Origin of the sequence: Allobosea sp. OAE752 (assembly GCF_050433265.1) — a bacterium.
GTDB lineage: Bacteria > Pseudomonadota > Alphaproteobacteria > Rhizobiales > Beijerinckiaceae > Allobosea > Allobosea spartocytisi.
In genome coordinates this window covers 410,990-431,731 of the sequence record NZ_JBNPXO010000004.1, presented here as the reverse complement: position 1 = coordinate 431,731, position 20,742 = coordinate 410,990, and the positions used below count along the sequence as shown (strand labels likewise).

The 20,742-nt window shown below is 69.5% G+C and carries 13 protein-coding genes and 1 pseudogene; 2 read left to right on the top strand and 12 right to left on the bottom strand.

Going from position 1 to position 20,742, the window contains the following annotated elements; genetic code table 11:
* Nucleotides 1-31 precede the first annotated feature (31 nt).
* Genes GGC47_RS13700 through GGC47_RS13685 form a run of 4 tightly spaced genes read right to left on the bottom strand, consistent with a single transcriptional unit; the run spans nucleotide 32 to nucleotide 8,019 of the window.
* Nucleotides 32-688, bottom strand: coding sequence for a DUF1345 domain-containing protein (locus GGC47_RS13700; protein ID WP_112763841.1), 657 nt, complete (start codon nucleotides 686-688; stop codon nucleotides 32-34).
* Nucleotides 685-4,182 carry a double-strand break repair helicase AddA gene (gene addA, locus GGC47_RS13695; protein ID WP_185747967.1) on the bottom strand — a complete coding sequence of 1,166 codons (3,498 nt, stop codon included), beginning with the start codon at nucleotides 4,180-4,182 and terminating at the stop codon, nucleotides 685-687. The genes GGC47_RS13700 and addA overlap by 4 nt, the downstream gene beginning before the upstream one ends.
* The gene (gene addB / locus GGC47_RS13690; protein ID WP_185747968.1) at nucleotides 4,179-7,286 is read right to left on the bottom strand and encodes a double-strand break repair protein AddB; all 3,108 of its coding nucleotides are present in this window, start codon (nucleotides 7,284-7,286) and stop codon (nucleotides 4,179-4,181) included. Before addB ends, addA begins: the two co-directional genes overlap by 4 nt.
* A complete protein-coding gene (locus tag GGC47_RS13685; RefSeq protein ID WP_429068402.1) occupies nucleotides 7,279-8,019 on the bottom strand; it encodes a nucleotidyltransferase family protein in 741 nt (246 codons plus the stop codon). Before GGC47_RS13685 ends, addB begins: the two co-directional genes overlap by 8 nt.
* Before the next feature lie 218 nt (nucleotides 8,020-8,237).
* Between GGC47_RS13685 and ggt the strand changes: the two genes are divergently transcribed.
* Together ggt and GGC47_RS13675 are read left to right on the top strand one after the other, a co-directional pair.
* On the top strand, nucleotides 8,238-9,833 hold the full coding sequence (gene ggt / locus GGC47_RS13680; protein ID WP_429068400.1) for a gamma-glutamyltransferase: 1,596 nt from the start codon (nucleotides 8,238-8,240) through the stop codon (nucleotides 9,831-9,833).
* Nucleotides 9,834-9,922: 89 nt separating this feature from the next.
* Nucleotides 9,923-10,936: a Gfo/Idh/MocA family protein gene (locus GGC47_RS13675; protein ID WP_429068428.1), complete on the top strand. Its 1,014-nt coding sequence runs from the start codon at nucleotides 9,923-9,925 to the stop codon at nucleotides 10,934-10,936.
* On the opposite strand, the gene GGC47_RS13670 is transcribed toward GGC47_RS13675, so the two are convergent.
* The 8 genes and pseudogenes from GGC47_RS13670 to GGC47_RS13635 all read right to left on the bottom strand — a co-directional run bounded on the left by GGC47_RS13670 (nucleotide 10,937) and on the right by GGC47_RS13635 (nucleotide 20,572).
* On the bottom strand, nucleotides 10,937-12,082 hold the full coding sequence (locus tag GGC47_RS13670; protein ID WP_429068398.1) for a Gfo/Idh/MocA family protein: 1,146 nt from the start codon (nucleotides 12,080-12,082) through the stop codon (nucleotides 10,937-10,939).
* A gap of 87 nt (nucleotides 12,083-12,169) precedes the next feature.
* Nucleotides 12,170-13,150, bottom strand: a complete 981-nt coding sequence (rocF, locus tag GGC47_RS13665) for an arginase (protein ID WP_038366767.1) — start codon at nucleotides 13,148-13,150, stop codon at nucleotides 12,170-12,172.
* A 116-nt stretch (nucleotides 13,151-13,266) separates the two neighbouring features.
* Nucleotides 13,267-14,091: an iron uptake system protein EfeO gene (gene efeO, locus GGC47_RS13660; protein ID WP_133565959.1), complete on the bottom strand. Its 825-nt coding sequence runs from the start codon at nucleotides 14,089-14,091 to the stop codon at nucleotides 13,267-13,269.
* 1 nt (nucleotide 14,092) lies between these two features.
* Nucleotides 14,093-15,427 (bottom strand): iron uptake transporter deferrochelatase/peroxidase subunit, encoded by a 1,335-nt coding sequence (gene efeB, locus GGC47_RS13655; RefSeq protein WP_429068395.1) that lies wholly within the window; start codon nucleotides 15,425-15,427, stop codon nucleotides 14,093-14,095.
* Complete coding sequence (locus tag GGC47_RS13650) at nucleotides 15,424-16,434, bottom strand: cupredoxin domain-containing protein (protein WP_429068427.1); 1,011 nt, start codon at nucleotides 16,432-16,434, stop codon at nucleotides 15,424-15,426. The genes efeB and GGC47_RS13650 overlap by 4 nt, the downstream gene beginning before the upstream one ends.
* A gap of 27 nt (nucleotides 16,435-16,461) precedes the next feature.
* Nucleotides 16,462-17,250: pseudogene (gene efeU / locus GGC47_RS13645) on the bottom strand (iron uptake transporter permease EfeU); the annotation flags it as partial.
* A 247-nt stretch (nucleotides 17,251-17,497) separates the two neighbouring features.
* Nucleotides 17,498-18,880 (bottom strand): aldehyde dehydrogenase family protein, encoded by a 1,383-nt coding sequence (locus GGC47_RS13640; RefSeq protein ID WP_142022245.1) that lies wholly within the window; start codon nucleotides 18,878-18,880, stop codon nucleotides 17,498-17,500.
* A gap of 36 nt (nucleotides 18,881-18,916) precedes the next feature.
* The gene (locus tag GGC47_RS13635; RefSeq protein WP_142022246.1) at nucleotides 18,917-20,572 is read right to left on the bottom strand and encodes an acetolactate synthase large subunit; all 1,656 of its coding nucleotides are present in this window, start codon (nucleotides 20,570-20,572) and stop codon (nucleotides 18,917-18,919) included.
* Nucleotides 20,573-20,742: the final 170 nt, after the last annotated feature.

Here is a 20,742-nt window from a genome sequence, read left to right as displayed (position 1 = left end):
TGCATCGCAGGGCAGAGGCGAGGCTGACGCGTCACGATCCCCCCGAAACCAGGCTTGCCCCGACATTGATCGCCATCGCCAGGATCGACGTGTTGAAGATGAAGGTCAGGACTGAGTGCAGCAGCACGACGGCCCGCGCCTCGCGCGTGGTCACGCCGACATCGGAGGTCTGCGAGGTGCAGCCGATCGTGTAGGAGAAATACAGGAAATCGATATAGTCCGGGTCGCCCTTGCCCGGAAAGCCGAGGCAAGGCGTGGTCTTGCCGCCGCGATAATAGATGCTGGCATAGTGCAGGGCGAAGAACGCATGCAGCAGCGTCCACGAACACAGGATCGTGGCCCCGCCGAGCGCCAGATGCAGGCCGCGATCCGGCGCCGGCACCGCCCCGATGCCGGTGAGCTGAAGCACGATGGCGACCAGGCTCGCGCTCGCCGCCAGGCAGGCGATGATGAGAATCGCGAAGGCGCCCTCGTCCTGCCGCTCGGCCCGCGCCCGGATTTCATCGACGCTCTCGGTGAACATGGTCGAGGCGAGCAGAACGAGATAGAGGACCGTGCCAACATCCCAGGCGATCAGCAATCGCGTCGCCCAGCGCCAGTCGCCGGGCAGCAGGACGGTGAGCCCGGCGCCCGCGGCCAATGCCACCAGAAGTCGTGGACGCAGGAGCAGCGACGGCAGGAGTTTCATGGGCGGGATCCAGCAGGGAACTCGACCGTAGCGTCCGGCGCCGCCCCGGCCAAGGTCGCGAGCGCCGCCGAGAGACGCTCTGCGGAAAACTCGAAGCAGGCGAGGTTCGCCGTATAGACCACCAGCGCCCGCACCTGCCGGCCGGGATAGATATCCGCCAGCAGCGCGGCATAGGCCGCGAGCTGGGCCAGCGTGCCGGCCGGAATCGCCTCGATGTCGCGCGGCGGGTTCGCCGTCGTCTTGAAATCGGCGACGATCACGCTGTCGGGCGTTATCGCCAGCCGGTCGATCCGGCCCGACACGGCCCGCTCGATCCCGCCCGGAAGCCGGATCATGCCGGCGACCGGAACCTCCGCCAGCGCCCCCTCGGTGAAGAGCGCAGCGAGGTCGGGCACCGCCAGCAGGCGCAAGGCGTCGGCGGCGAGACGGGCGCGGCGCTCGGGCGGCAGCGCGCCGCCGCGCGCCTGCGCCAGCGCTTCGGCCGTTGCGGCGCGGCGCTCGGCCGGGACATCGGGCAGGAGCTGGAGCAGGAGATGCGCCAGCCGGCCGGCCGCAGCGGCCTCGGCCAGGAACGGCCCGTCGCCCGGACGCTCCTCGCGATCGGCGGCGGCGAGCGCGCCGGACGGCTTCAGCGGCGGGGCCGGCTCGGCCTCCCGCACGACCGGGCGCGCCAGCCAATCGGGGGGCGCAAGCCCTGCCGGAGCGGGGGTCGGTTCGGGCTCATCCTCCGGGGGCGCCGGCGGCGTCACGGTGAAGCGCAGGATCGCCTCATCCCCCTCCCCGATCTCGCGCAGGCCGGCCTCGGAGGCTGCGAGCCCCTCGGCGATCATCGCGTACCAGCTTCCCTCCGGCGCCTCGCCCTTGGCTTGCGCGGCACAGACGATCAGCCGGTCCTCGGCGCGGGTCATCGCGACATAGAGCAGGCGGTGATGCTCCTCGACCATCTGCGCCACCACGATCGCCTTGGCGCCGGCGGTCGCAGCGATGTCCTCGGCGCTTGCCGGCGGCCAGATCGGCACAAGTGAGCCGCCCGGTGCCGGAACGGCCATGATCTTCGGCAGGCGCTTGGCGCCGGGCTCGGGACCGAGATCGGCGAGGATGACGATCTTCGCCTCCAGCCCCTTCGAGCCGTGCACGGTCATGACGCGCACCTCGCCGGCGCTGGCCGAGAGGTCGCGCTTCACATCGGCGGCGCTGCCGCTGACATGCTGGAGGAAGCCCGCGAGCGAGGGGCCGTAGCGCCGCTCATGGTCGAGCGCGGCATTGAGGAAGGCATCGAGCGCGTCGCCGGCCTCGGCGCCCAGTCGCGCCAGAGCGAGACTGCGCCCGCCACCGGGGCCGAGCAGATCGGCGAAGAAGCGGAACGGGCCGCAGCGCCCGGCCTCACGGGTCCAGTGGATCAGCTTCGCTTCCGCCGCGGCATAGCGCGGCTCGGTTCCGGCGGCCTCCTGCAAGGCGGCGCGCAAGGAACCCTTGCGGCCGGGGGCGAGGCGCAGGAGATCGTCGTCGTTCAGATCGATCAGCGGCGTCTTGAGCGCGGTCGCCAGAGTGAGGTCGTCATCCGGCAGCAGCAAAGCGCGGCCGAGCACGACGAGATCCTCCACCGCCGGATGCTCGGCCAGCGTCAGCCGGTCGCGGCCCGCGACGGGAACGTCGGCGTCCTTCAGCGCCTTGACGATCGCCTCGAACAGCGCGCCGCGCTGGCGCAGCAGGATCATCACGTCGCCGGCCTTGAACGGATTGCCGCGATCGTCGCGGCGGTCGCGATGCCAGCGCTGCAAGGTGCGGGCGATGCGCTCGGCGAGCTTGACCGTGCCGCTGCGGCGCTCGGGCGCGTCGACCGGCGTGGTCCAGGCATCGGGCGGCTCGCCGGTATCGTTGGCGGCGAGCGGCCAGATATCGACCGTGCCGGGCGCACTGCGGCGCACGGTGTCGTGCGTTTCCGGCCGCGCCGCGCCGTCGAAGACGAGGCCGCGCGCATGCCCGGGCAGGGCGAAGACGGCATCGACCGCCTGCATGATGTCGGGCGCCGAGCGGAAGGAGGTGTTGAGGCTGATCGCCTCGAAATCCAGCTGCGCGGCCTCGATCCGCCTTTCCAATGCGCGCCTCTCCTCACCGAAGGCTGCGGGCGCGGCTCCCTGGAAGCCGTAGATCGACTGCTTCTCGTCGCCGACGACGAAGATGGTGCGCGGCTTCAGCCGGAGATCGCCGCCGCTGGTGAACTCCTCGGCGAGCTTGCGCAGGATCGCCCATTGCGCCTCGCCGGTGTCCTGCGCCTCGTCGAGCAGGATGTGGTCGATGCCGGCGTCGAGCTTGTAGAGCACCCAGGCGGCCTCGACCCGCTCCAGCAGCGAGCGGGTCCGCGCGATCAGGTCGTCATAGTCGAGCAGCGAGCGCAGGCTTTTCTGGCGTTGGTAGGACGCCAGCATGCGCGTCACCAGCAAGGCGAGCGCCGCGCTGCGGTCGCGGATGGCGATCGCGTTCAGCCGGTCGGACGCCGTTAGCAGACAATCCGCCAGCGCCTCGAGCGTCGCAAGCAGGGCGCCGTCGAAGGCGGAGTTGCCCCGCCCACGCACATTGCTGTTGATCGCCCCTTCCGCGGTGATGAAGCCGCGCCGGCAAAAGGCGACAGGGTCGCCATCATCCTGCCCGGCGAGCAGCGCGCGCAAGGTCGCGGCGAAATCCTGCCGGGTCTTGCTGCCGGCGGCGAGCGCCTCGATCAGCGCCTGCAGGCCGGACAGCGCGGTGAATTCCGAGCGAAAAGCGGCCTTGACCGTATCGGCTGTGAGATCGGGCGCGATGCCGAGGAAGGCGGCGATGCCGGCGCGCATCTCCTGCGGATCACGGGCACGGCCGTTCGCATCGCTGAACAAAGCGCGCTGGCGCAGCGCCTCCTGTACCATGCTCTCGAATGAGTCCTGCGCCGCGAGCCGCGCCAGCAGGTCGAGCGCCGTCGCCTCCGGCCCCTGCGGGTTGGCCGCGACGAGCGCGAGCAATTCGCGCCGCGCCTCGCGCAGCATCTGCGCCTGGGCGAGATCATCCGCGACCTCGAAGCGCGGCGGCACGTTCGCCTCAAAAGGCGCCGCCTGGAGCACGCGGGTGCAGAAGGCGTGGATCGTCTCGATCCGCAGGCCGCCCGGAGTCTCCAGCGATTCCGCGAAAAGGCGGCGCGCCTTCGCCTGCTCGGCCATGGTCGGCGTACCGCCGGTCAGTCGCGTCAGCTCCCGGCGCAAGGCTTCCGGGTCGAGCGTCGCCCAGTTGCCGAGCGCCTTGAAGATGCGGTTCGCCATATTGGCGGCCGCCGCCTTGGTATAGGTGATGCACAGCATCCGGCCGGGCGGAACGCCGTCGAGCAGCAGGCGCAGCACCCGGTTGACCAGCACATGGGTCTTGCCGGAGCCGGCATTGGCCGAGACCCAGGCGGAGAGGCCGGGATCGGCGGCCCGCGCCTGCCTCTGATTGGTCAGCGGCGGAACGATCCAGCCCGGCTTCATGGTTCGCCCCCTTCGTCTCCGCCGGGAGCGGCCGACCATTCCTTGACCCGGGCGAGATGATCGTAGGGGCTGGCGTAGCGGATATAGTCCGGCGCGCGGCGCGAGACATAGGCCTCGCGGCCGGAGCGCAGCGCATCGAGATGCTTGAGCAGGTTGTCGAGGTGCCTGGCTGCGACATCCGCCAGCGGCTCGCCGTCGAAATCGAGCGGCTTGTCCTTGGCCCAGCCCTTCGGATCGTGATGCAGCTTCATGTAGAGCAGGCCTGAGACCGGCGTTGGCCCGGCCAGCCCCTTGAAGCCGGCGCGGGCGGCGAGCTCCGCCTCCAGCGTGAGTTGCGGGGCGAAACCCTTCTCGACCTGCGCCTTGCTCGGCGGTGCGCCGGTCTTGAAATCGACGATGCGCAGGCTCGGCTCGCGGGTCAATTCGATACGGTCGGCGCGGCCATGCAGGCGGAACTCGCTGCCATCGGCCAGAGTGAAGCTCGCGCCGGTGCCGAGTTCGACGCCGATGCGGGCGATCTCGCCGCGGCGGCGCTCCTCCCAGCGGACGAAGTGGCCTGCCGTCAGCAGGAAGCGCGGCCACCAGAAGGCGCGCACCTCGGGCACGTCGTCATAGGCCTGGAACAGGCGATGGCCGATGGCGACGACCTGCCCCAAGGCATCGGCGGGCAATTGCTCGGGATAGGTCCTGGTGAAGTCCTCGACGATGCCGTGCAGCAGCTTGCCGCGATCCTGCGCGGTCGGGTCCTCGATCAGCTGATCGAGCGCATCGAGCTTCAGGATCTTGCGGGCATGGATCTGATAGGGGTCGCGATAGAGCGTCTCGACTTCGGTGACGCTGAGCGACAGCGGCTGCCATTCGCGCGGCGGGCGCGGCGCCGGACGCGCCACGGGCTTCGCGGCAGCCGGCGCGCTGAGCAGGGCCGCGAAGCCGCGCAACCGATCGCCTCGCTCAAGCGCGGCTTTCCAGATCCCCGCCGGCGCCACCGCCTGCAGGCGCTGCCAGAAGCGCGAGGCGATGGTTTCCGCCTCCCCCGCCTTGCGCGGGCGCGTCAGCGTGACGGTCGGCGCCATCAGCGCCTGGATGAAGTCATGCGCCGTCTGGCCGATGCGGCGCTCCGGCGGCGTCAGGCCGAGCTCGGCGCGCATCGGGCGGTTGATGAAGGAATCGGTCGTGGTCTGCGGCGGCCAGACCGTCTCGTTCAGCCCACCCAGCACGATATGGTCGGCTTCGAGCAGGCGCGCCTCGAGCAAGCCCCAGATGGCGACGCGCGGATGGCCCGGCGCCTTGCGCGCGACTGCGCGCTCGCCCAGCAAGCCGTCGAGGATCGCGACGAAATCCTGGGCCCGGCCGCCCGGCGGCATCACGGTTTCGGCAGCAACCAGCTCGTCGAACAGCCCGGAGAGCGCCTCGCCATCCGGCCCGACAAGGGCGAGCGGTTGACCGGCTTCGCCCGCACTGAAAGCGGTGACGGCCTCGCGGGCCGCCCGAACCACGCGGGCAAGCGACGGCTCTTCGAGAAACAGGGCTTCGAGCAGGGGCGCGCTCGCCCGCTCGACGGCGTGCAGCAGCGTGGCGGCAGCGGCACGATCCTCCACCGTCAGCCGCGCCTGCGGGCCGGGCACGTGCCGGTCCTTGCGCAATTCGTCCCATTGGTCGAGCGCGACATTGAGCCCGGCGAGCCCCTTGCCGACCGCATTGCCGCGCCAGGTGCCGATCTCCAGCGCCGCCGCGCCACGCGCGACCGCCTCGCGGCTCAAGCCCAACCGACAGAGCGGGTGGGCGAGCAAGGGCACCAGCGTCGCCGGCGTCATCTGCGCCAGCGCCGCCTCCAGGATCTGCCGCAGCAGCGCGCCTGCGGGCCAGCGGCCGAGCGGCAGGCCGGCGGAATCGTCGACCTCGACGCCCCAGCGCCTCAGCTCGACCGCGACGCGCTCGGCAAGGCCCCGGTCCGGCGTCACCAGTGCCGCATGGCTCCCCGGCTGCTCCAATGTCTCGCGCAGCGCCAGCGCCACGGTCAGCGCCTCCTCGCGCTCATCCGCCGCCTCGACGATGCGTAGGCCATCGAAGGCGGCCTCGGCCATATCCTGCGGCACGCGCCGGCCGAGATCGGACCAGAGCTCGGTGACCGAGGCAGGCAACGTCGCCTCACGTACGAGGTCGGCACGGGCGCTGCGAGCGGCATCGGGCACGGCGAGCTCGCGCACATCGGCGCGCGTTGCCTGAAGCACCTCCATCAGGCGGTGCAGCGCGGCTTGCGGGTGGGACGGCGCGGGCTCGGCCTCGATCGCCGTCCAGCTCCGCTCGTCGAGCCCGAGGTCGATGCCGGGCAGCACTACGGCCCCGTTCGGCAGCCGGGCGATCGCCGCGAGCAGTTCCGCCGTCGCGGGCACGGTGCCGGTCGAACCGGCGGCGATGATCGGCCCCTTCGCTTCACCCGCGAGAAGCCGCTCGCGTTCGGCCTCCAGCATCCGGTTGCGGAAGTCGGCGGGATCGCAGGCGTCCTGTTCGGCGAGGATCTGGGGCCAGGCCTCGCCGAGAATGCCGAGGAAGCCGGCATTGAGCTGCCAGACCTTGTCGAAGCGCGCGGCATCGAGCTTACCCAGCCGCTCGACAGGCACGCCCTCGGTCTGCATCTGGTCGAGCAGGGCGGCGAGATCGCCGGCCAGCCCATAGGCCTCGGCCAGCGTCGCCGGCACCAATGACGGCTCGGACGGGTCGAGCCGGAGATGGCTGCGATTGGCGCTGCGGCCCCAGGCATCGACCAGCCTGGTCAGCAGCATGCGGCGCGTCAGCGGCTCGATCGGCGCGACGCGCCCGCCCGCCCAGGCGCCGGAGCCGATCAGCGCCGTCTCGGCCTCGTCGACATCGCCGAGCGGAACGATGCGGGGCAGGAGCAACGGCCTGCCGCCGAGCCTGCCCGCCAGGATCGCGGTGAAGGCGCGGGCGGCGCGGCGCGTCGGCAGATAGAGCGTCGCGCGCGCCATGGCGGTGGGGTCGGCCGGGTCGTAGACCGGGCCGAAGCGGCCCTCGACCATCGCCCCGGCCAGCACCTCCAGAAACGGCGCGCCGGCCGGGATGCTGAACAGGTTGAGCTCAGGCATCGACAGGCTGGGCGGCGAGCGCGGCCTCGGCCGGCGCGATCGCGTCGGGCGTGCCGACATGGAGCCAGCGGCCTTCCAGCACCTCGCCGAAGAGGCGGCCCTGCGCGATGGCGCGGTCGAAGAGCAGGTTGAGCGAGAACGGACCGTCGGGCGTGTCGGCAAAGAGCCCGGGCTTCAGAATGGCGACGCCGGCATAGACCCATGGCGCGCGCGCGGCCGAACCACGGCGTGTCAGGCGCCCGTCCGCGCCGCGGAAGAAGTCGCCCGCACCGTCGAAGCCGAGGCTGGTTTCGAGATCGGCGAGCAGGAGCAGGATGTCCATGCGCTCCGGGTCCCAGCTCCGCGCCATCGCCGGGAGCGCCGGCCGGCCCGTCTCGCGCCAGAGCGCATCGGAATTGGTGTGGAAGAACGGCGTCGTGCCGAACAGGGGCAGCGCCTTCTTCACGCCGCCGCCGGTCTCGAGCAATTCGGCGCGCTCGTCGGAGATGGTGATGCGGGGCCATTGCCGGGCGGCGAGATGGGCCTCGACCTGGCCCGCAAGGTGATGGACGTTGACCACGGCGTCCTCGACACCCGCCTCAGTCAGCCGGTCGAGCATATGGTCGAGCATGGCTCGGCCGCCGATCTTCACCAGCGGCTTCGGCAGCGTATCGGTGATCGGGCGCATGCGCTGGCCGAGGCCCGCTGCGAGCACCATGGCCCGGCGGATCGGCGGCGTGGCGGATTTGGTCACGCGAATCTCTCCCTGTTCGTCGACCGAAGCTAGCAGACAAGGCCGCAGACCACACCGTCCCTGCCGCGGGTCCCGGCCAGGCGGCGCTCGCTCCTGCCGGCACCGCGGAACCATGCCGGCCATGCGCGGCGCGGGATTGTCAGCGCCGGTTTCTGCGGTCAAAGCCTTGCCCGAAACGAGGATGCCGGAATCGGCACCGGGAACGGATGGAGCGGGATATGAGCTGGGGCAATCGCGATTTCATGGTGCCAGGCCGTTCGGTGGCGGTCGGCGAGCGCGGCATGGCGGCGACCTCGCATCCGGCGGCGACGCTGGCGGCCGTCGACATCCTGCGCGCCGGCGGCAACGCCGTCGACGCGGCCATCGCGGCGGTCGCGGTGCAGGCGGTGGTCGATCCGCATATGACCGGCATCGGCGGCGACTGCTTCGCGATCTATGCCCCGGCCGGCGGCAAGATGGTCGCCATCAACGGCTCGGGCCGCGCGCCCGCCAAGGCCGAGCTCGGCTGGTTCCTCGGCCAGGGCCTGACCGCGATCGCGCCGGATTCGCCTCATGCCGTCACCGTGCCGGGCGCGATCGACGCCTGGTGCCGCCTCAACGCCGATCACGGCAGCAAGAGCCTCGACGAGATCTTCGCTGCGGCGATCCGCGCCGCCGAGGAGGGCTTCGTGGTGACGCCGCGCGTCTCGCTCGACTGGAACCGCTATCGCGGCCGCATCGAGAAGCACGGCCTCGGCAATGCCGTCTACCTGCCCGGCGGCAAGGCGCCGGTGACGGGCGACAAGATGGTCCACCCCGCTCTCGGCAGGATGCTGCGCCGCATCGCCCGCGAAGGCCGTGCCGCCTTCTATGAGGGCGAGGCCGCCGAGGAGATGGTCGCCGTCCTGAACAAGGCCGGCAGCCTGATGGCGGTCGAGGATTTCGCCACCGCGAAGCCGGACTATGTCGATCCGATCGGCGCCGCTTATCGCGACCACCATCTCTGGGAGTGCCCGCCGAACGGCCAGGGCATCGCGGCGCTGCTGATCGCGCGCATCCTCGACGGCTTCGACCTCAAGGACGGCAAGCTCAGCGAGGCCGATCGCATCCATCTCCTTGCGGAGGCCAGCAAGGCGGCCTATCGCCAGCGCGACGCGCTGGTCGCCGATCCGGCTGCGAGCCCCTTCGACACCGAAGCGTTCCTGTCCGACGCATTCGTCGACCGGCTGCGGGCGCAGATCAGCCTGGAGAAGGCGGCGAAGCCTGAAGCCTTCGACATGCCCTTGCACAAGGACACGATCTATCTCTGCGTCGTCGACAGCGACGGCAACATGATCTCCTTCATCAACTCGATCTTCTCGGCCTTCGGCAGCGGCATCTATGCGGAGAAATCCGGGGTCATGCTGCAGAACCGCGGCTCGGGCTTCCGCCTGATCGAGGGCCATCCCAACGCCATCGCGCCGCGCAAGCGCCCCTTCCACACCATCATCCCCGGCATGCTCGCCAAGGGTGGTCGTGCGGTGATGCCGTTCGGCGTGATGGGCGGTCAGTACCAGTCGACCGGCCACGCCCATTTCATCTCCGGCATCCTCGATCGCGGCCTCGATCCGCAGCAGGCATCCGATGCGGCCCGCAGCTTCGCCTATGACGGCAAGCTCTCGCTGGAGCCGACGATCCCCGAAAGCGTCGCGGCCGATCTCAAGGCACGCGGCCATGACGTGGTCTGGGCCGAGGAGCCGCTCGGCGGCTGCCAGGCGATCTGGGTCGATCACGCCCGCGGCGTGATGTTCGGCGCCTCGGACCACCGCAAGGACGGCATGGCGCTGGCGGTCTGAGGAACGCACCCTTAACCGCGCGCCCGCTATCGCTGGCGACAGCGACGGAGGGGCGCGTGGCGCAGGAACGGTCATTCGGCTGGGGGATCATGGGCACCGGCGCCATCGCCGGGCTCTTCGCCGCCGATCTCGGCCTGCTGCCGCAGGCACGCATCGCGGCCGTCCATTCACGCTCGCAGGACAAGGCGCAAGCCTTCGCCGGCCGCCTCAGTGCGACGGCCTATGACGACGAAGCGGCGTTTCTCGCCAATCCGGCCGTCGCAGCGGTCTATATCGCGACGCCGAACCATCTCCATGCCGCGCAGGCGCTGAAGGTCATCGCCGCCGGCAAGCCGGTGCTGATCGAGAAGCCGATCGCGCTGAAGAGCGGCGATGTCGAGGCGATCGCGCAGGCTTCACGCGAGCGCGGCGTCTTCGCCATGGAGGCGCTGTGGAGCCGCTTCCTGCCAGCGGTCCGCGCGGTCCGCGAACAGCTCGCGGCAGGGCGGATCGGAGACATCAGGCGCATTCGCGCGGATCTCTCCTATGCCCACCCGCAGGAGCCGGGCAGCCGCTTCTTCGATCCGGCGCTGGGCGGCGGCGCGGCCTTCGATCTCGGCGTCTATCCGCTGTCGCTGGTGCTGCATCTGCTCGGCGAGCCGCAGGCCGTCAGCGGGCGCTGGCTTGCGGCAGCGAGCGGCGTCGATCTGCGCAGCGAATTCAGGCTCGATTATTCTGAGGCCGTGGCCGAACTCTCCTGCGGCTTCGACCGCAACAGCGCCAATCGTTTCCTGATCGAAGGCACGCGAGGGGCGCTGCTGATCGAAACGCCGTTTTTGAAGGCGCAGCGCCTGAGCTTCGTCAGCGATCCCGTTCGGGCTTCAGCGGTCTATGAGCGCGGACAGGGTCTCGCCACGCGCTTTCTCGACCGCATTCCGAAGGTCGGACGCCGCAGCGAGGTTTTCGCCTTTCCCGGTCACGGCCTGCAATTTCAGGCGGAGGCGGTAATGGCTGCGATTCGGGCCGGAGAGACGCGTTGCGCGACGATGCCGCTCTCGGAAAGCGCGGCCGTGCTGCGCATCATCGAAACCGTGCTGGCCCAGCCGCCGGCAGGGCGCGGCTGATCAGAAACGCGACCTCACCCGATAAGGCTGCGGCAGGTCGCGCGCATTGTTCAGGGCCAACGCGAGTTCCGTGATGTGCAGCGCCAGAGCGCCGGAGAAGCGTGGCGCCTCTCCGCGAGCGATCGCCTCGGCCTGGTCGGCGATGCCGCGCATGAAATCGATCTGCGAGGGGAAGTTCGGCAGGGCCTTGCTCGCTGCCTGCGCCGGATAGGGCAGGCGCCGGCCGGGCGTCGGCTTCCAGCGCAAGGCGCGCCCAAGCTTCGCCTCGGCGCGGGTCAGGAGCCGGCCGAGCAGCGGGCGCGGCGCGTCGGTTTCCTCGACATGGACGGTGGAGCGGTTGTCCCAGAGGTCGCGCACCGTGAGCGAGCCCTTTTCCGCGAAGATCTGCAATGACCGGTCGCGCGGTGCTGCCAGCCCATTCGTCAGCCTCGCCACGACGCCGGAGCGGAAGCTCAGGCAGCCGACCGAGAAATCCGGCGCCATCGCGATATGCCCGGTGCCCGGCCCCTTGTCCGGAAATGTCACGGCGGAGAAGGCGGTCAGGCTCTCGACCGGGCCGAACAACGTGACCAGCCAGGAGAGCGCGTAGCCGGCATGCTCCAGCGTGCAGCCGATCTCGAATTCGTGCAGCCCCGGCCAGGGCGCACCCGAGCGCGAGCGCCAGCGAGCCCAATTGTCGCGGAAGACCGGCCCGTCCTCCATGGCGGCATAGACCAGCCGGGGCGCGCCGATACGGCCCGCGCGCAGCGTCTCATCGACAAGGCGATGCGCGTCGCTGAGGCCGTTGGCGGGGGCTGTCGCGAGCGTCAGCCCGGAGCCTTGCGCCTGCGAGATCAGCGCCTCGGCTTGCGCCAGCTCCATGGCGAGCGGCTTCTCGCAATAGACATGCTTGCCGGCAGCCAGCGCGCGATGGGTGATCTCGTAATGGCTTTCGGGCGTCGTCAGGTTGACGACGATCTGCACGGCCGGATCGGCCAGCAGGGTGCCGAGATCGGGATAGGCCGGGACATTGTGGAAGCTGCGGAAGGCTTCGAGACGCGCGCCGTCGCGATCCCAGACGCCGGCGAGCGACAGTGCCGGGTGGTTCGCGAGCGTCGTCATGTAATAGTCGGCGACGAAGCCCGTGCCGACGAGCGCGATCTTCATGATGCGGTTCCGTTCCGCCAGCCTTGCAGCCGGCGAAACAGGCTATGCCATCCAAGAATGAAGATCGGCTTTCGCGAAAGCGCGACTTCAGGCCGCGCCGATCGCGTTGGACGGCGTCTGGCGGTCGGTGATCTGCTGGCCGAACAGGCTGCCCGCCAGCTCGACGGCGAGACGCGCCGTCTGGCCGCGATCGTCGAGGAAAGGGTTGAGCTCGACGATATCCATCGAGCGCACCAGCCCGGAATCGTGCAGCAGCTCCATCACCAGATGCGCCTCGCGATAGGTCGCACCGCCCGGAACGGTGGTGCCGACGCCCGGCGCCAGCGGCGGGTCGATGAAGTCGACGTCGAAGGAGACGTGCAGCACGCCGTTCGCCGCGCGCACCTTCTCGATGACCTGGCGGATCAGCACGCCGACGCCGTGCTCGTCGATGGCGCGCATGTCGGCGACATCGACGCCGCGTGCCTTCACGGCCGCCTTCTCGAGCGGATCGACCGAGCGGATGCCGAACAGGCTGAGCTGGGCCGGGGTGATCGAGGCGCGGGGTTCCGTGCCGAGCAGATCGTCGAGGCCCGCCTCGCCGCAGAGAAAGGCCGAGGACATGCCATGCATGTTCCCGGAGGGCGAGATGGCCGGCATGTTGAAATCGGCATGGGCGTCGAGCCAGAGCACGAAGAGCTTGCGGCCCTGCTCCTGCCAGTGGCGCGCGACGCCGTTGACCGAGCCCATCGACAGGCTGTGGTCGCCGCCGAGGAAGATCGGCGTGGCGCCGGTCCGCGCCAGCTCATAGGCGCGGGCGCTGAGCGCGCGCATCCAGGCGGCGATCTCAGGGTAGAAGCGGGCGTTCTCGGGCGCCGGACCGTCGACGGGCGTCAGGTCGCGCGGCAGGATGTCGCCATGGTCCTCGACGGTGTAGCCGAGCTCTTCCAGCACGCGCGTGAGCCCGGCGGTGCGCAGTCCGGCGGGGCCCATCAGCGCGCCGCGACGGGAGGCGCCGACCTCGATCGGCGCGCCGAGCAGGGCGATGCGGCCCTGGGAGGCGGGTGCGTTCGCGGAAGAGGCGGTCATGCTGGCGGTCCGTTGATGGTGGCTTGAAAGGCGATGACGCCGATGTGCCGTCATTGGCGCATCGGCTTCCACCTGTCGAGTGCCGCGCCAGCGTGACCGCTCTGTGTCGGGGGCTCTCAGCCGAGGCCGAGCACGCCCTTGAGCTTGGCGAGGTCTTCCGCGAGCGTGGTGATCGTCGCGGCGAGCGCCTTGCGGTCGGCCTCGCTCAGCTTGTCATAGGTCTCGAAGCCGCCGTCCTGGAGCTTGTATTTGGCCAGCGTCCTGTCGACCGTGGCGAAATTGGCGTCGATCTTCTCGGACAGCGCCTTGTCGTCCTTGACGACGAGCGGGCGCAGCAGGTCGACGATCGTCTTGGCGCCGTCGACATTGGCCTGGAAGTCCCAGAGATCGGTGTGGCTGTAGCGATCCTCCTCGCCGGAGACCTTGGTCGCGGCAACCTCCTCGATCAGTGCCGCCGCGCCCCCGACCATCTTGTCCGGCGGAACGGTCAGCCCCTTGATGCGGCCCTGCAACTCGGTGACGTCGGCCATGAGCGTGTCGGCGAAGGGGCCAAGCCCCTCGGTGCTGTTCTTGGCGAAGAGCCCGTATTCGATGCGGTGGAAGCCGGTGAACTCCGGGTCCTCCTCCTTCTTCTCGTGATCGTCGGCGCGCGAGTCGATCTTGCCATCGAGATCGCTGAACAATTCCGCGACCGGCTCGATCATCTCGTAGGAGACGCGGGTGGGCGCATAGAGGGCCTTGGCCTTGGCGAGGTCGCCGGCCTTGACCGCGTCGGTGAAGGCTTTGGTGTCCTTCACCAGCTTGTCGACGCCTTGCGAGACATAGAGCTTGTACGCGGCGACGGGTGCGACGAGATCGAGCGGCGAGGCAGCCTGCGCCGATCCGGCGGTCACAGCGGCGATCAGGCTGGCGCCGGCCAGCCATGCGAAGCGCAAGCTCATATCAATCTCCTGTCTTGCGGGGGGAAGTCGAAGCCGCGGCGGGAACGATGCCGCGCGCGGCCCGGATCAGGCCTGCGCCGAGATAGCTGCCTGCGTCGGGCACGCCAGGCAGCGCGAAGAAGTAGCCGCCGCCGACGGGCTTGATGTATTCCTCGAGCGGCTCGCCATCGAGGCGCTTCTGCACGGTGATGAAACTGCGCTCCAGGTCCTGCTGGAACGAGATGAAGAGCAGCCCCATGTCGAGCTGACCGGCGCGGGTGACGCCGTTGGAATAGTTGAACGGCCGGCGCAGCATGCGGCTCGCTTCCGTCTCCGGCCGGCGCGGATTGGAGAGGCGAATATGGGCGTCGAGCCTGGTGCGCTTGCCTTCGGGATCGTCGGCATAGGCGGGCTCGTCATATTCGCGGCTGCCGCCCATCGGCGCGCCCGACGCCTTCATGCGGCCCATGATGTCCTGCTGCTCGCTGAGCGCGGTGCGGTCCCAGCGCTCGACGAAATTGCGGATGATACGCACGACCTGATAGCTGCCATGCGCTGCCCAGCCCGGCTCGTCGGAGCCTTCCTGCACCCAGACGAGATGGTCCATCAGCGCCTTGTCGGTGGTGTCGGGATTGGCCGTGCCGTCGCGGAAGCCGAGCAGGTTGCGCGCGCTTTCGGGCGGTTCGCCCGGCCTGGCATCGGTCGATCTGGCCTGGCGCACCGGCACGCTACCTTCCTGCTTCCAGCGCAGCAGCAACAGATCGGGCGTGTTCTTCAGGATGTCGCGCAGCGCGTGGATATTGGTGTCGGCGGTGTTCGAGCAGATCTGCAGCAGGAGATCACCATGGCAGAGCGCGCCGTCGAGCGCGTCGTTCGGAAAGCGCTTCATCCGCTGCAGGCGCTTCGGCTTCAGCGGGCTCAAGCCGAAGCGTTCGTCGAAGAGCGAGGCGCCGAGCGCGATGGTGACGGTGAGATTGTCGGGCGCGATCACCGGGCCGAGGATGCCGCTGTCCGGCGGCGGGAAGCCGGGATCGGCGGTAGGCGCCGGACCGCCCTGCATCAGGAAGGCGATGCGCTCGGTCAGGATGCGCAGGAGCCGGTCGAGCTCGTCGAGCGAGGTGGCCGCGACATCGAAGGCGGCGACGAGACCGGTCGCGGGACGCGGCGTCACGATGCCGGATTGGTGCAGGCCGTGGAAGGGCTGGCGCTGGGCGGTCGCGTCGCTCTCGGGCGCTGCGGCCGGGTTTTGGGCCGGTTGAGGCGCCGCCTGCGCCAGCGTGGCGCCGCCGATGGTTGCCGCGCCGCCGGTCAGCAGCGAACGCCGCGAGGGGGCGAAGCCTTTGCCCGGTTTCGTCACGATCTGCGCTCCGTCTCGGGCAGGGCGAGCGCCTTGCGCATGGCCGCGAGATCCTCGGCCAGCGCCCGCGTCGCGCCGCCCGGCTTGGCGTCCCGCGGCAGGCCGGCAAGATCGGCCCCGGTCCGCGCCGCCAGATCGGGATCGATGCGCGCCGTCAGCGGCAGCAGCAGCCGCGCGATGGCACTCGCGGCGGCGACATCCTCGGGCGCGCCCGTCTCGCCATCCTGCGGCGACAACAGCGTGATCGCCCCGGCCAGCATGGTATCGGGCAGCACGGTGCGCTGGCTGAGCGCTATGCGGAAGGCCTCACCTGCCTGCCGGATCTCGGCGGGGACGGCCGCTATATCGCCGGCAAGGGCGGTTTGCACCTTGGCGAAGAGCGTTTCGAGCTCGCTATCGCCCGCCGTCGCGGGACGCAGCACCGGGAGGAGCGCAATGGCGTCATGGTGGGCCTTGCTCGCGGCCTGCGCGTCTCCCGCCGCCTGCGCCTGTTCGAAGGCATCGAGCGCGCTGCCGAACGCGGCCGAGCGCTCGCTCAGGACGGCGCGGTATTCGGCGGCCGGGCCGACCATGTCCATCAGCGTGAGCGCCGGCCGCGGCTGCACCGTCGAAGCCTGGACGATCAGGCGGCCGCGCGGGGCGCTGAGCAGGCCGCAGGTGATGCTGTACTCGCCGGAATGGAGCTGCGTGGTCAGACGCCGCGACTGGCCGGGCGCGATATTCTCGCGCTCCTCCAGCACCATGACGCCGTCGAGGATTTCCCATTCCAGCACGCGTGCGCCGCGATTGGTCACGACGAAGCTCAGCCTGCCGGCGGGGACCGTGAGCGTTGCCGGCTCGCAGCTTTTGTCGGTGATGGCGACGGCGATCTCGTTCCGGTCCGGCGTGGCGGCGCGCCGGTTGCCGGCGGCATAGACGAAGGCACTGATGCCGCCGCAGATCAGCAGCAGCGTGGCGACGCCGGCAAGCTTCAGGCGCGGCGAATGGCGGGTTCCGGCGCGCGCCACCGTGGTGGCCTGGTCCTGGCCGCCCGCCCTGAGGAAAAGCACGAGCGCCGGCACCAGGAAGGCGAGATAGGCGATGACCTCGCCGAGCGCGGCCCGCTCCTGATAGCCGAAGAAGCCGGAGAGGATTGCGCCCAGCGGACCATCGGCCGGCAAGGTCGTGCCGAGATCGTAGACGTTCTGCTGGAGATGGTTCCAGAGACCGGCCTCGTGCAGCGAGCGCACGGCATTCGCGACCAGCCCGGCCGCGACGAACAGGATCAGGATGCCGGTCCAGCGGAAGAAGACGCGCAGATTGAGCTTCACGCCGAGCGCATAGATGGCGTAGCCGGCCGCGACAGCGAGCAGGATGCCGAGCCCGGCGCCGAGCGCAGGTCCCCAGCCTCCGTTCTGCTGGAAGATGGCGAGCAGGAAGAAGACCGATTCCAGCCCCTCGCGCACCACGGCGAGGAAGGCGAGGCCGACCAGCGCGAAGCCCTGATGCTCGCCGGAAAGCGCCGCATCGACGCCGGCCTGCAATTCGCCCTTGATCGAACGCGCCGCCTTGCGCATCCAGAACACCATCGAAACGAGCATGGCGGCGGCGATCAGGCCGATGACGGCCTCGAACAGCTCCTGCCCGCGCTGCGGCAATTCCCCCGCGACGATGTCGAGCGCCGCGCCGGCCACCAGGCTCGCGGCGCAGGCGAGGCCGACGCCGACCCACAGCGCCGGCAGCCATTCGCGCCGCCCGGTCCTGACCAGATAGCTCGCGACGATGCCGACGATCAGCGCGGCCTCGATGCCTTCGCGAAGCATGATGAGAAACGGTACGATCACGGCGAACCAGGTCCGGTTGCGCGTCGCGGCCGATGCCGTTCGCGGCGCAGATGCCCTGTTGCCTAGGCATCTCGCGCCGGCCGGTCAACCAAAACCGTTCAGTTTAGAAGCATAATAAACTACTGATATCACTGCATTATTGCCACAATCGGCAGCTTGGCGTCGCAGCCGTGGCGGCCTCCCCGGCAGGCATGCCCGCCGCGTGGTCGCGACGCCGCGGAGCCGCGGCGGCCGGGCCCCGGACCCCTCAGCGCCGCTTCATCAGGATCATCTTCTCCTGCGTCATGTCGTGCATGGTGAAGGGGATGCCGCCCGTGCCGTAGCCCGAGACGCGCCGGCCGGCGAAAGGCATCCAGTCGGTGCGGAAGGTGGTGGGGTCGTTGATCATCACCGCCGAGGCGTCGAGCCGGTTGGCGGCCCGGAGCGCGACATCGATATCCTGCGCGAAGATGCTGGACTGGAACGAGACCGGCAGGGAATTGGCCCGGGCGATGGCGTCGTCGAGATCGCGGAAACGATAGATCGCGACCGCCGGCCCGAAGATCTCCTCCTGTGAGATGCGCGCTTCCGGCGCCGGATCGACCAGCACGGTCGGTTCCAGCGTCGTCTCGGAGAGCCGCTTGCCGCCCGCCAGCAGCTTGGCGCCGCCCTTCACGGCCTCGTCGATCCAGGAGGCGACGCGGTCGGCTTCCTTCGGGGTGATCAGCGGGCCGACCTCGGTGTCCTTCAGCGTGGGGTCTCCGGTGCGCAGCTTCTTCACCCGCGCGACGAGGCGCTCGGTGAAGTCGTTGACGATGGAATCATGGACATAGATGCGCTGCGTCGACACGCAGACCTGGCCGGCATGGTAGTAGCCGCCCTTCACGATCGGCTCGATGATCGCCTCGAGATTGGCGCTCCTGTCGACGATCGCCGGCGCGACGCCGCCATGTTCCAGCGCCGAGCGCGCGCCGGGAGCAAGCTTCGAATGCAGGTACCAGCCGACCTTGGCCGAGCCGATGAAGCTGAGGAAGGCGATGCGCGGGTCGGTCGCGAGCTTTTCCGCCAGCGCGGTCTCGGCCGGCACGAAGGTCTGGCACCAGGCTTCGGGCAGCCCGGCCTCATGCACCAGCCTGACGAAGTCGATGCAGGAAAGCGGCGTCGTGCCGGCCGGCTTGACGATGACCGGGCAGCCGGTCGCGATCGCCGGCGCGACCTGATGGACGATCAGGTTGAGCGGATGGTTGAAGGCCGAGATCGCCGCGACGATGCCGATCGGCTCCTTGGTGGTGAAGGCCCAGCGGCCGTCGGCCGCGGCGGACAGCCCCATCGGGATCTCGCGGCCGGCGAAATTGCGCAATTCGTCGGCGGCATTGTTCACGCCGTCGACGGCGCGATTGGCCTCGACGATGGCGTCCGGCAGCGGCTTGCCGCCCTCGCGGGCGATCTGCATGGCGAAATGGTCGCGCTTCGCCTCGAGCAGTCCGGCGAGCTTGCGCAGGATCGCCATGCGCTGATGCGGCTTCAGCCAGTTGTCGCGGTCCTTGAAGACGGCCTGCGCGGCCTGGAGCTTGCGTTCCAGAGCGGCTGCGTCGTCGGTCTCGATCTCGGTGATCGGCGCGCGGTCATAAGCCTGAACAACCTGAAGCATGGTCGTCTCCTTTAAAAACGCGATGAATGTGAAAGCTCAGGCCAGATCGACGTCGGGCACGCGGTTGCGCAGTTCCTCGACGAGAACGCGGGTGTTTTCGGAATAGTCGATCGGGCAATCGACGAGATGGACACCGCCGCCCTTGAACGCGGCTTCGAGCACCGGCACCAGCGCTTCCGCCGAGGTCACGCGCGAGCCCTTGGCGCCATAGGCCTCGGCATAGCGCACGAAATCAGGATTGCCGAAGGTCATGCCGTAATCGGGGAATTTGTCGACGGCCTGCTTCCAGCGGATCATGCCATAGGCGCCGTCATTGAGCACGAGCACGACGAGGTTGAGGCCGAGGCGGACCGCCGTCTCCATCTCCTGCGAGTTCATCATGAAGCCGCCATCGCCGCAGACTGCCATGACGCGCCGGCGCGGATGCAGCATCGCCGCCATCATCGCCGAGGGCAGGCCGGCGCCCATCGTCGCCAGCGCATTGTCGAGCAGCAGCGTGTTGGCGACGTGGGTGCGGTAGTTCCGCGCGAACCAGATCTTGTACATGCCGTTGTCGAGGCAGACGATGCCGTCCTCCGGCATCACCGCGCGCACGTCATGGACGAGCCGCTGCGGCGTGACCGGGAAGCGGTCCTCCTCGGCCCGATCGTTGATCTTCGTCAGGATGCGCTGGCGCAGCTCGAGCATTTTGGCCTGCTCCGGAAGCTTGCCGCCGAGCCTGTCGCCGAGCGCCGTGACGCTCGCGCCGATATCGCCGATCACCTCCGCATCGGGATGGTAGACCTGCTCGACATTGGCCGATTGGTAGCCGACATGGATGACCTTCGGCCCGCCGGCGCTGCGCATCAGGAAGGGCGGCTTCTCGACCGTGTCGTGGCCGACCGCGATGATGAGGTCCGCCGCCGCGACGGCCTCGTGGACATAATCGCCCTCGGACAGGGCAGCGGTGCCCAGATAGAGGTTGGAGCCGCCGGTGACGGCGCCCTTGCCCATCTGCGTGTTGAAGAACGGCACGCCGATCTTGCGCACGAAGGCCGAGAGCGGCTCGACCAGGCGCGGCCGGTTGCCGGCGGCGCCGATCATCACCAGCGGGCGCTTGGCCGCGAGGATCATCTGCGCCGCGCGGTCGAGCGCGACGGCCGGGGCGACAGGCTGGTCGAGCGGATGGACGGGGATGAGCGGGATGTCGTCGATCTCCTCGGCGGCCACATCCTCCGGCAGTTCGAGATGGACCGGCCCCGGCCGTTCCTCCATCGCGACGCGGAAGGCATCGCGCACCACGGAGGGGATGCTGGCCGGGCTGACGATCTGGCGCGTCATCTTGGTCAGCGGGCGCATCGAGGCGACGACATCGACGATCTGGAAGCGCGCCTGCTTGGCGGTCATGATCGCCTTCTGCCCGGTGATCAGGATCATCGGCATGGCGCCGAGATGGGCATAGGCCGCGCCGGTGGAGAAATTGAGCGCACCAGGACCGAGCGTCGCGATGCAGACACCGGGCTTGCCGGTGAGCCTGCCATGGGTCGCGGCCATGAAGGCGGCCGCCTGTTCGTGCCGCGTCAGAACCAGCTCGATCTTGGATTTGCGCAGGGACTCGACGACATCGAGATTCTCCTCGCCCGGAACGCCGAAAACGCGGTCGACGCCTTCATTCTCCAAAGCCGCAACCAGAAGATCGGAACCCTTCTTCATCGTCGTCGCCTTTCCGTCGAGCTGCCCTGCCGGGTCAGCAACGCTAGGCTCCCGACGTAGGAAGGCAACCACGGAGTTACGAGCGCGCCTCGCGCATAGCGGCTTCCGCCTGGGCGCCGTGGCCCCGGCCAGGCGCTCGCGCGGTTCGCGGGGCGCCGCCTGACAGAGGA

Coding starts and splice junctions, on each gene's coding strand:
- GGC47_RS13700 (WP_112763841.1), bottom strand. CDS start 688: ATGAAACTCCTGCCGTCGCTGCTCCTGCGTCCACGACTTCTGGTGGCA.
- addA (WP_185747967.1), bottom strand. CDS start 4,182: ATGAAGCCGGGCTGGATCGTTCCGCCGCTGACCAATCAGAGGCAGGCG.
- addB (WP_185747968.1), bottom strand. CDS start 7,286: ATGCCTGAGCTCAACCTGTTCAGCATCCCGGCCGGCGCGCCGTTTCTG.
- ggt (WP_429068400.1), top strand. CDS start 8,238: ATGAGCTGGGGCAATCGCGATTTCATGGTGCCAGGCCGTTCGGTGGCG.
- GGC47_RS13675 (WP_429068428.1), top strand. CDS start 9,923: ATGGGCACCGGCGCCATCGCCGGGCTCTTCGCCGCCGATCTCGGCCTG.
- GGC47_RS13670 (WP_429068398.1), bottom strand. CDS start 12,082: ATGAAGATCGCGCTCGTCGGCACGGGCTTCGTCGCCGACTATTACATG.
- rocF (WP_038366767.1), bottom strand. CDS start 13,150: ATGACCGCCTCTTCCGCGAACGCACCCGCCTCCCAGGGCCGCATCGCC.
- efeO (WP_133565959.1), bottom strand. CDS start 14,091: ATGAGCTTGCGCTTCGCATGGCTGGCCGGCGCCAGCCTGATCGCCGCT.
- GGC47_RS13640 (WP_142022245.1), bottom strand. CDS start 18,880: ATGCTTCAGGTTGTTCAGGCTTATGACCGCGCGCCGATCACCGAGATC.
- GGC47_RS13635 (WP_142022246.1), bottom strand. CDS start 20,572: ATGAAGAAGGGTTCCGATCTTCTGGTTGCGGCTTTGGAGAATGAAGGC.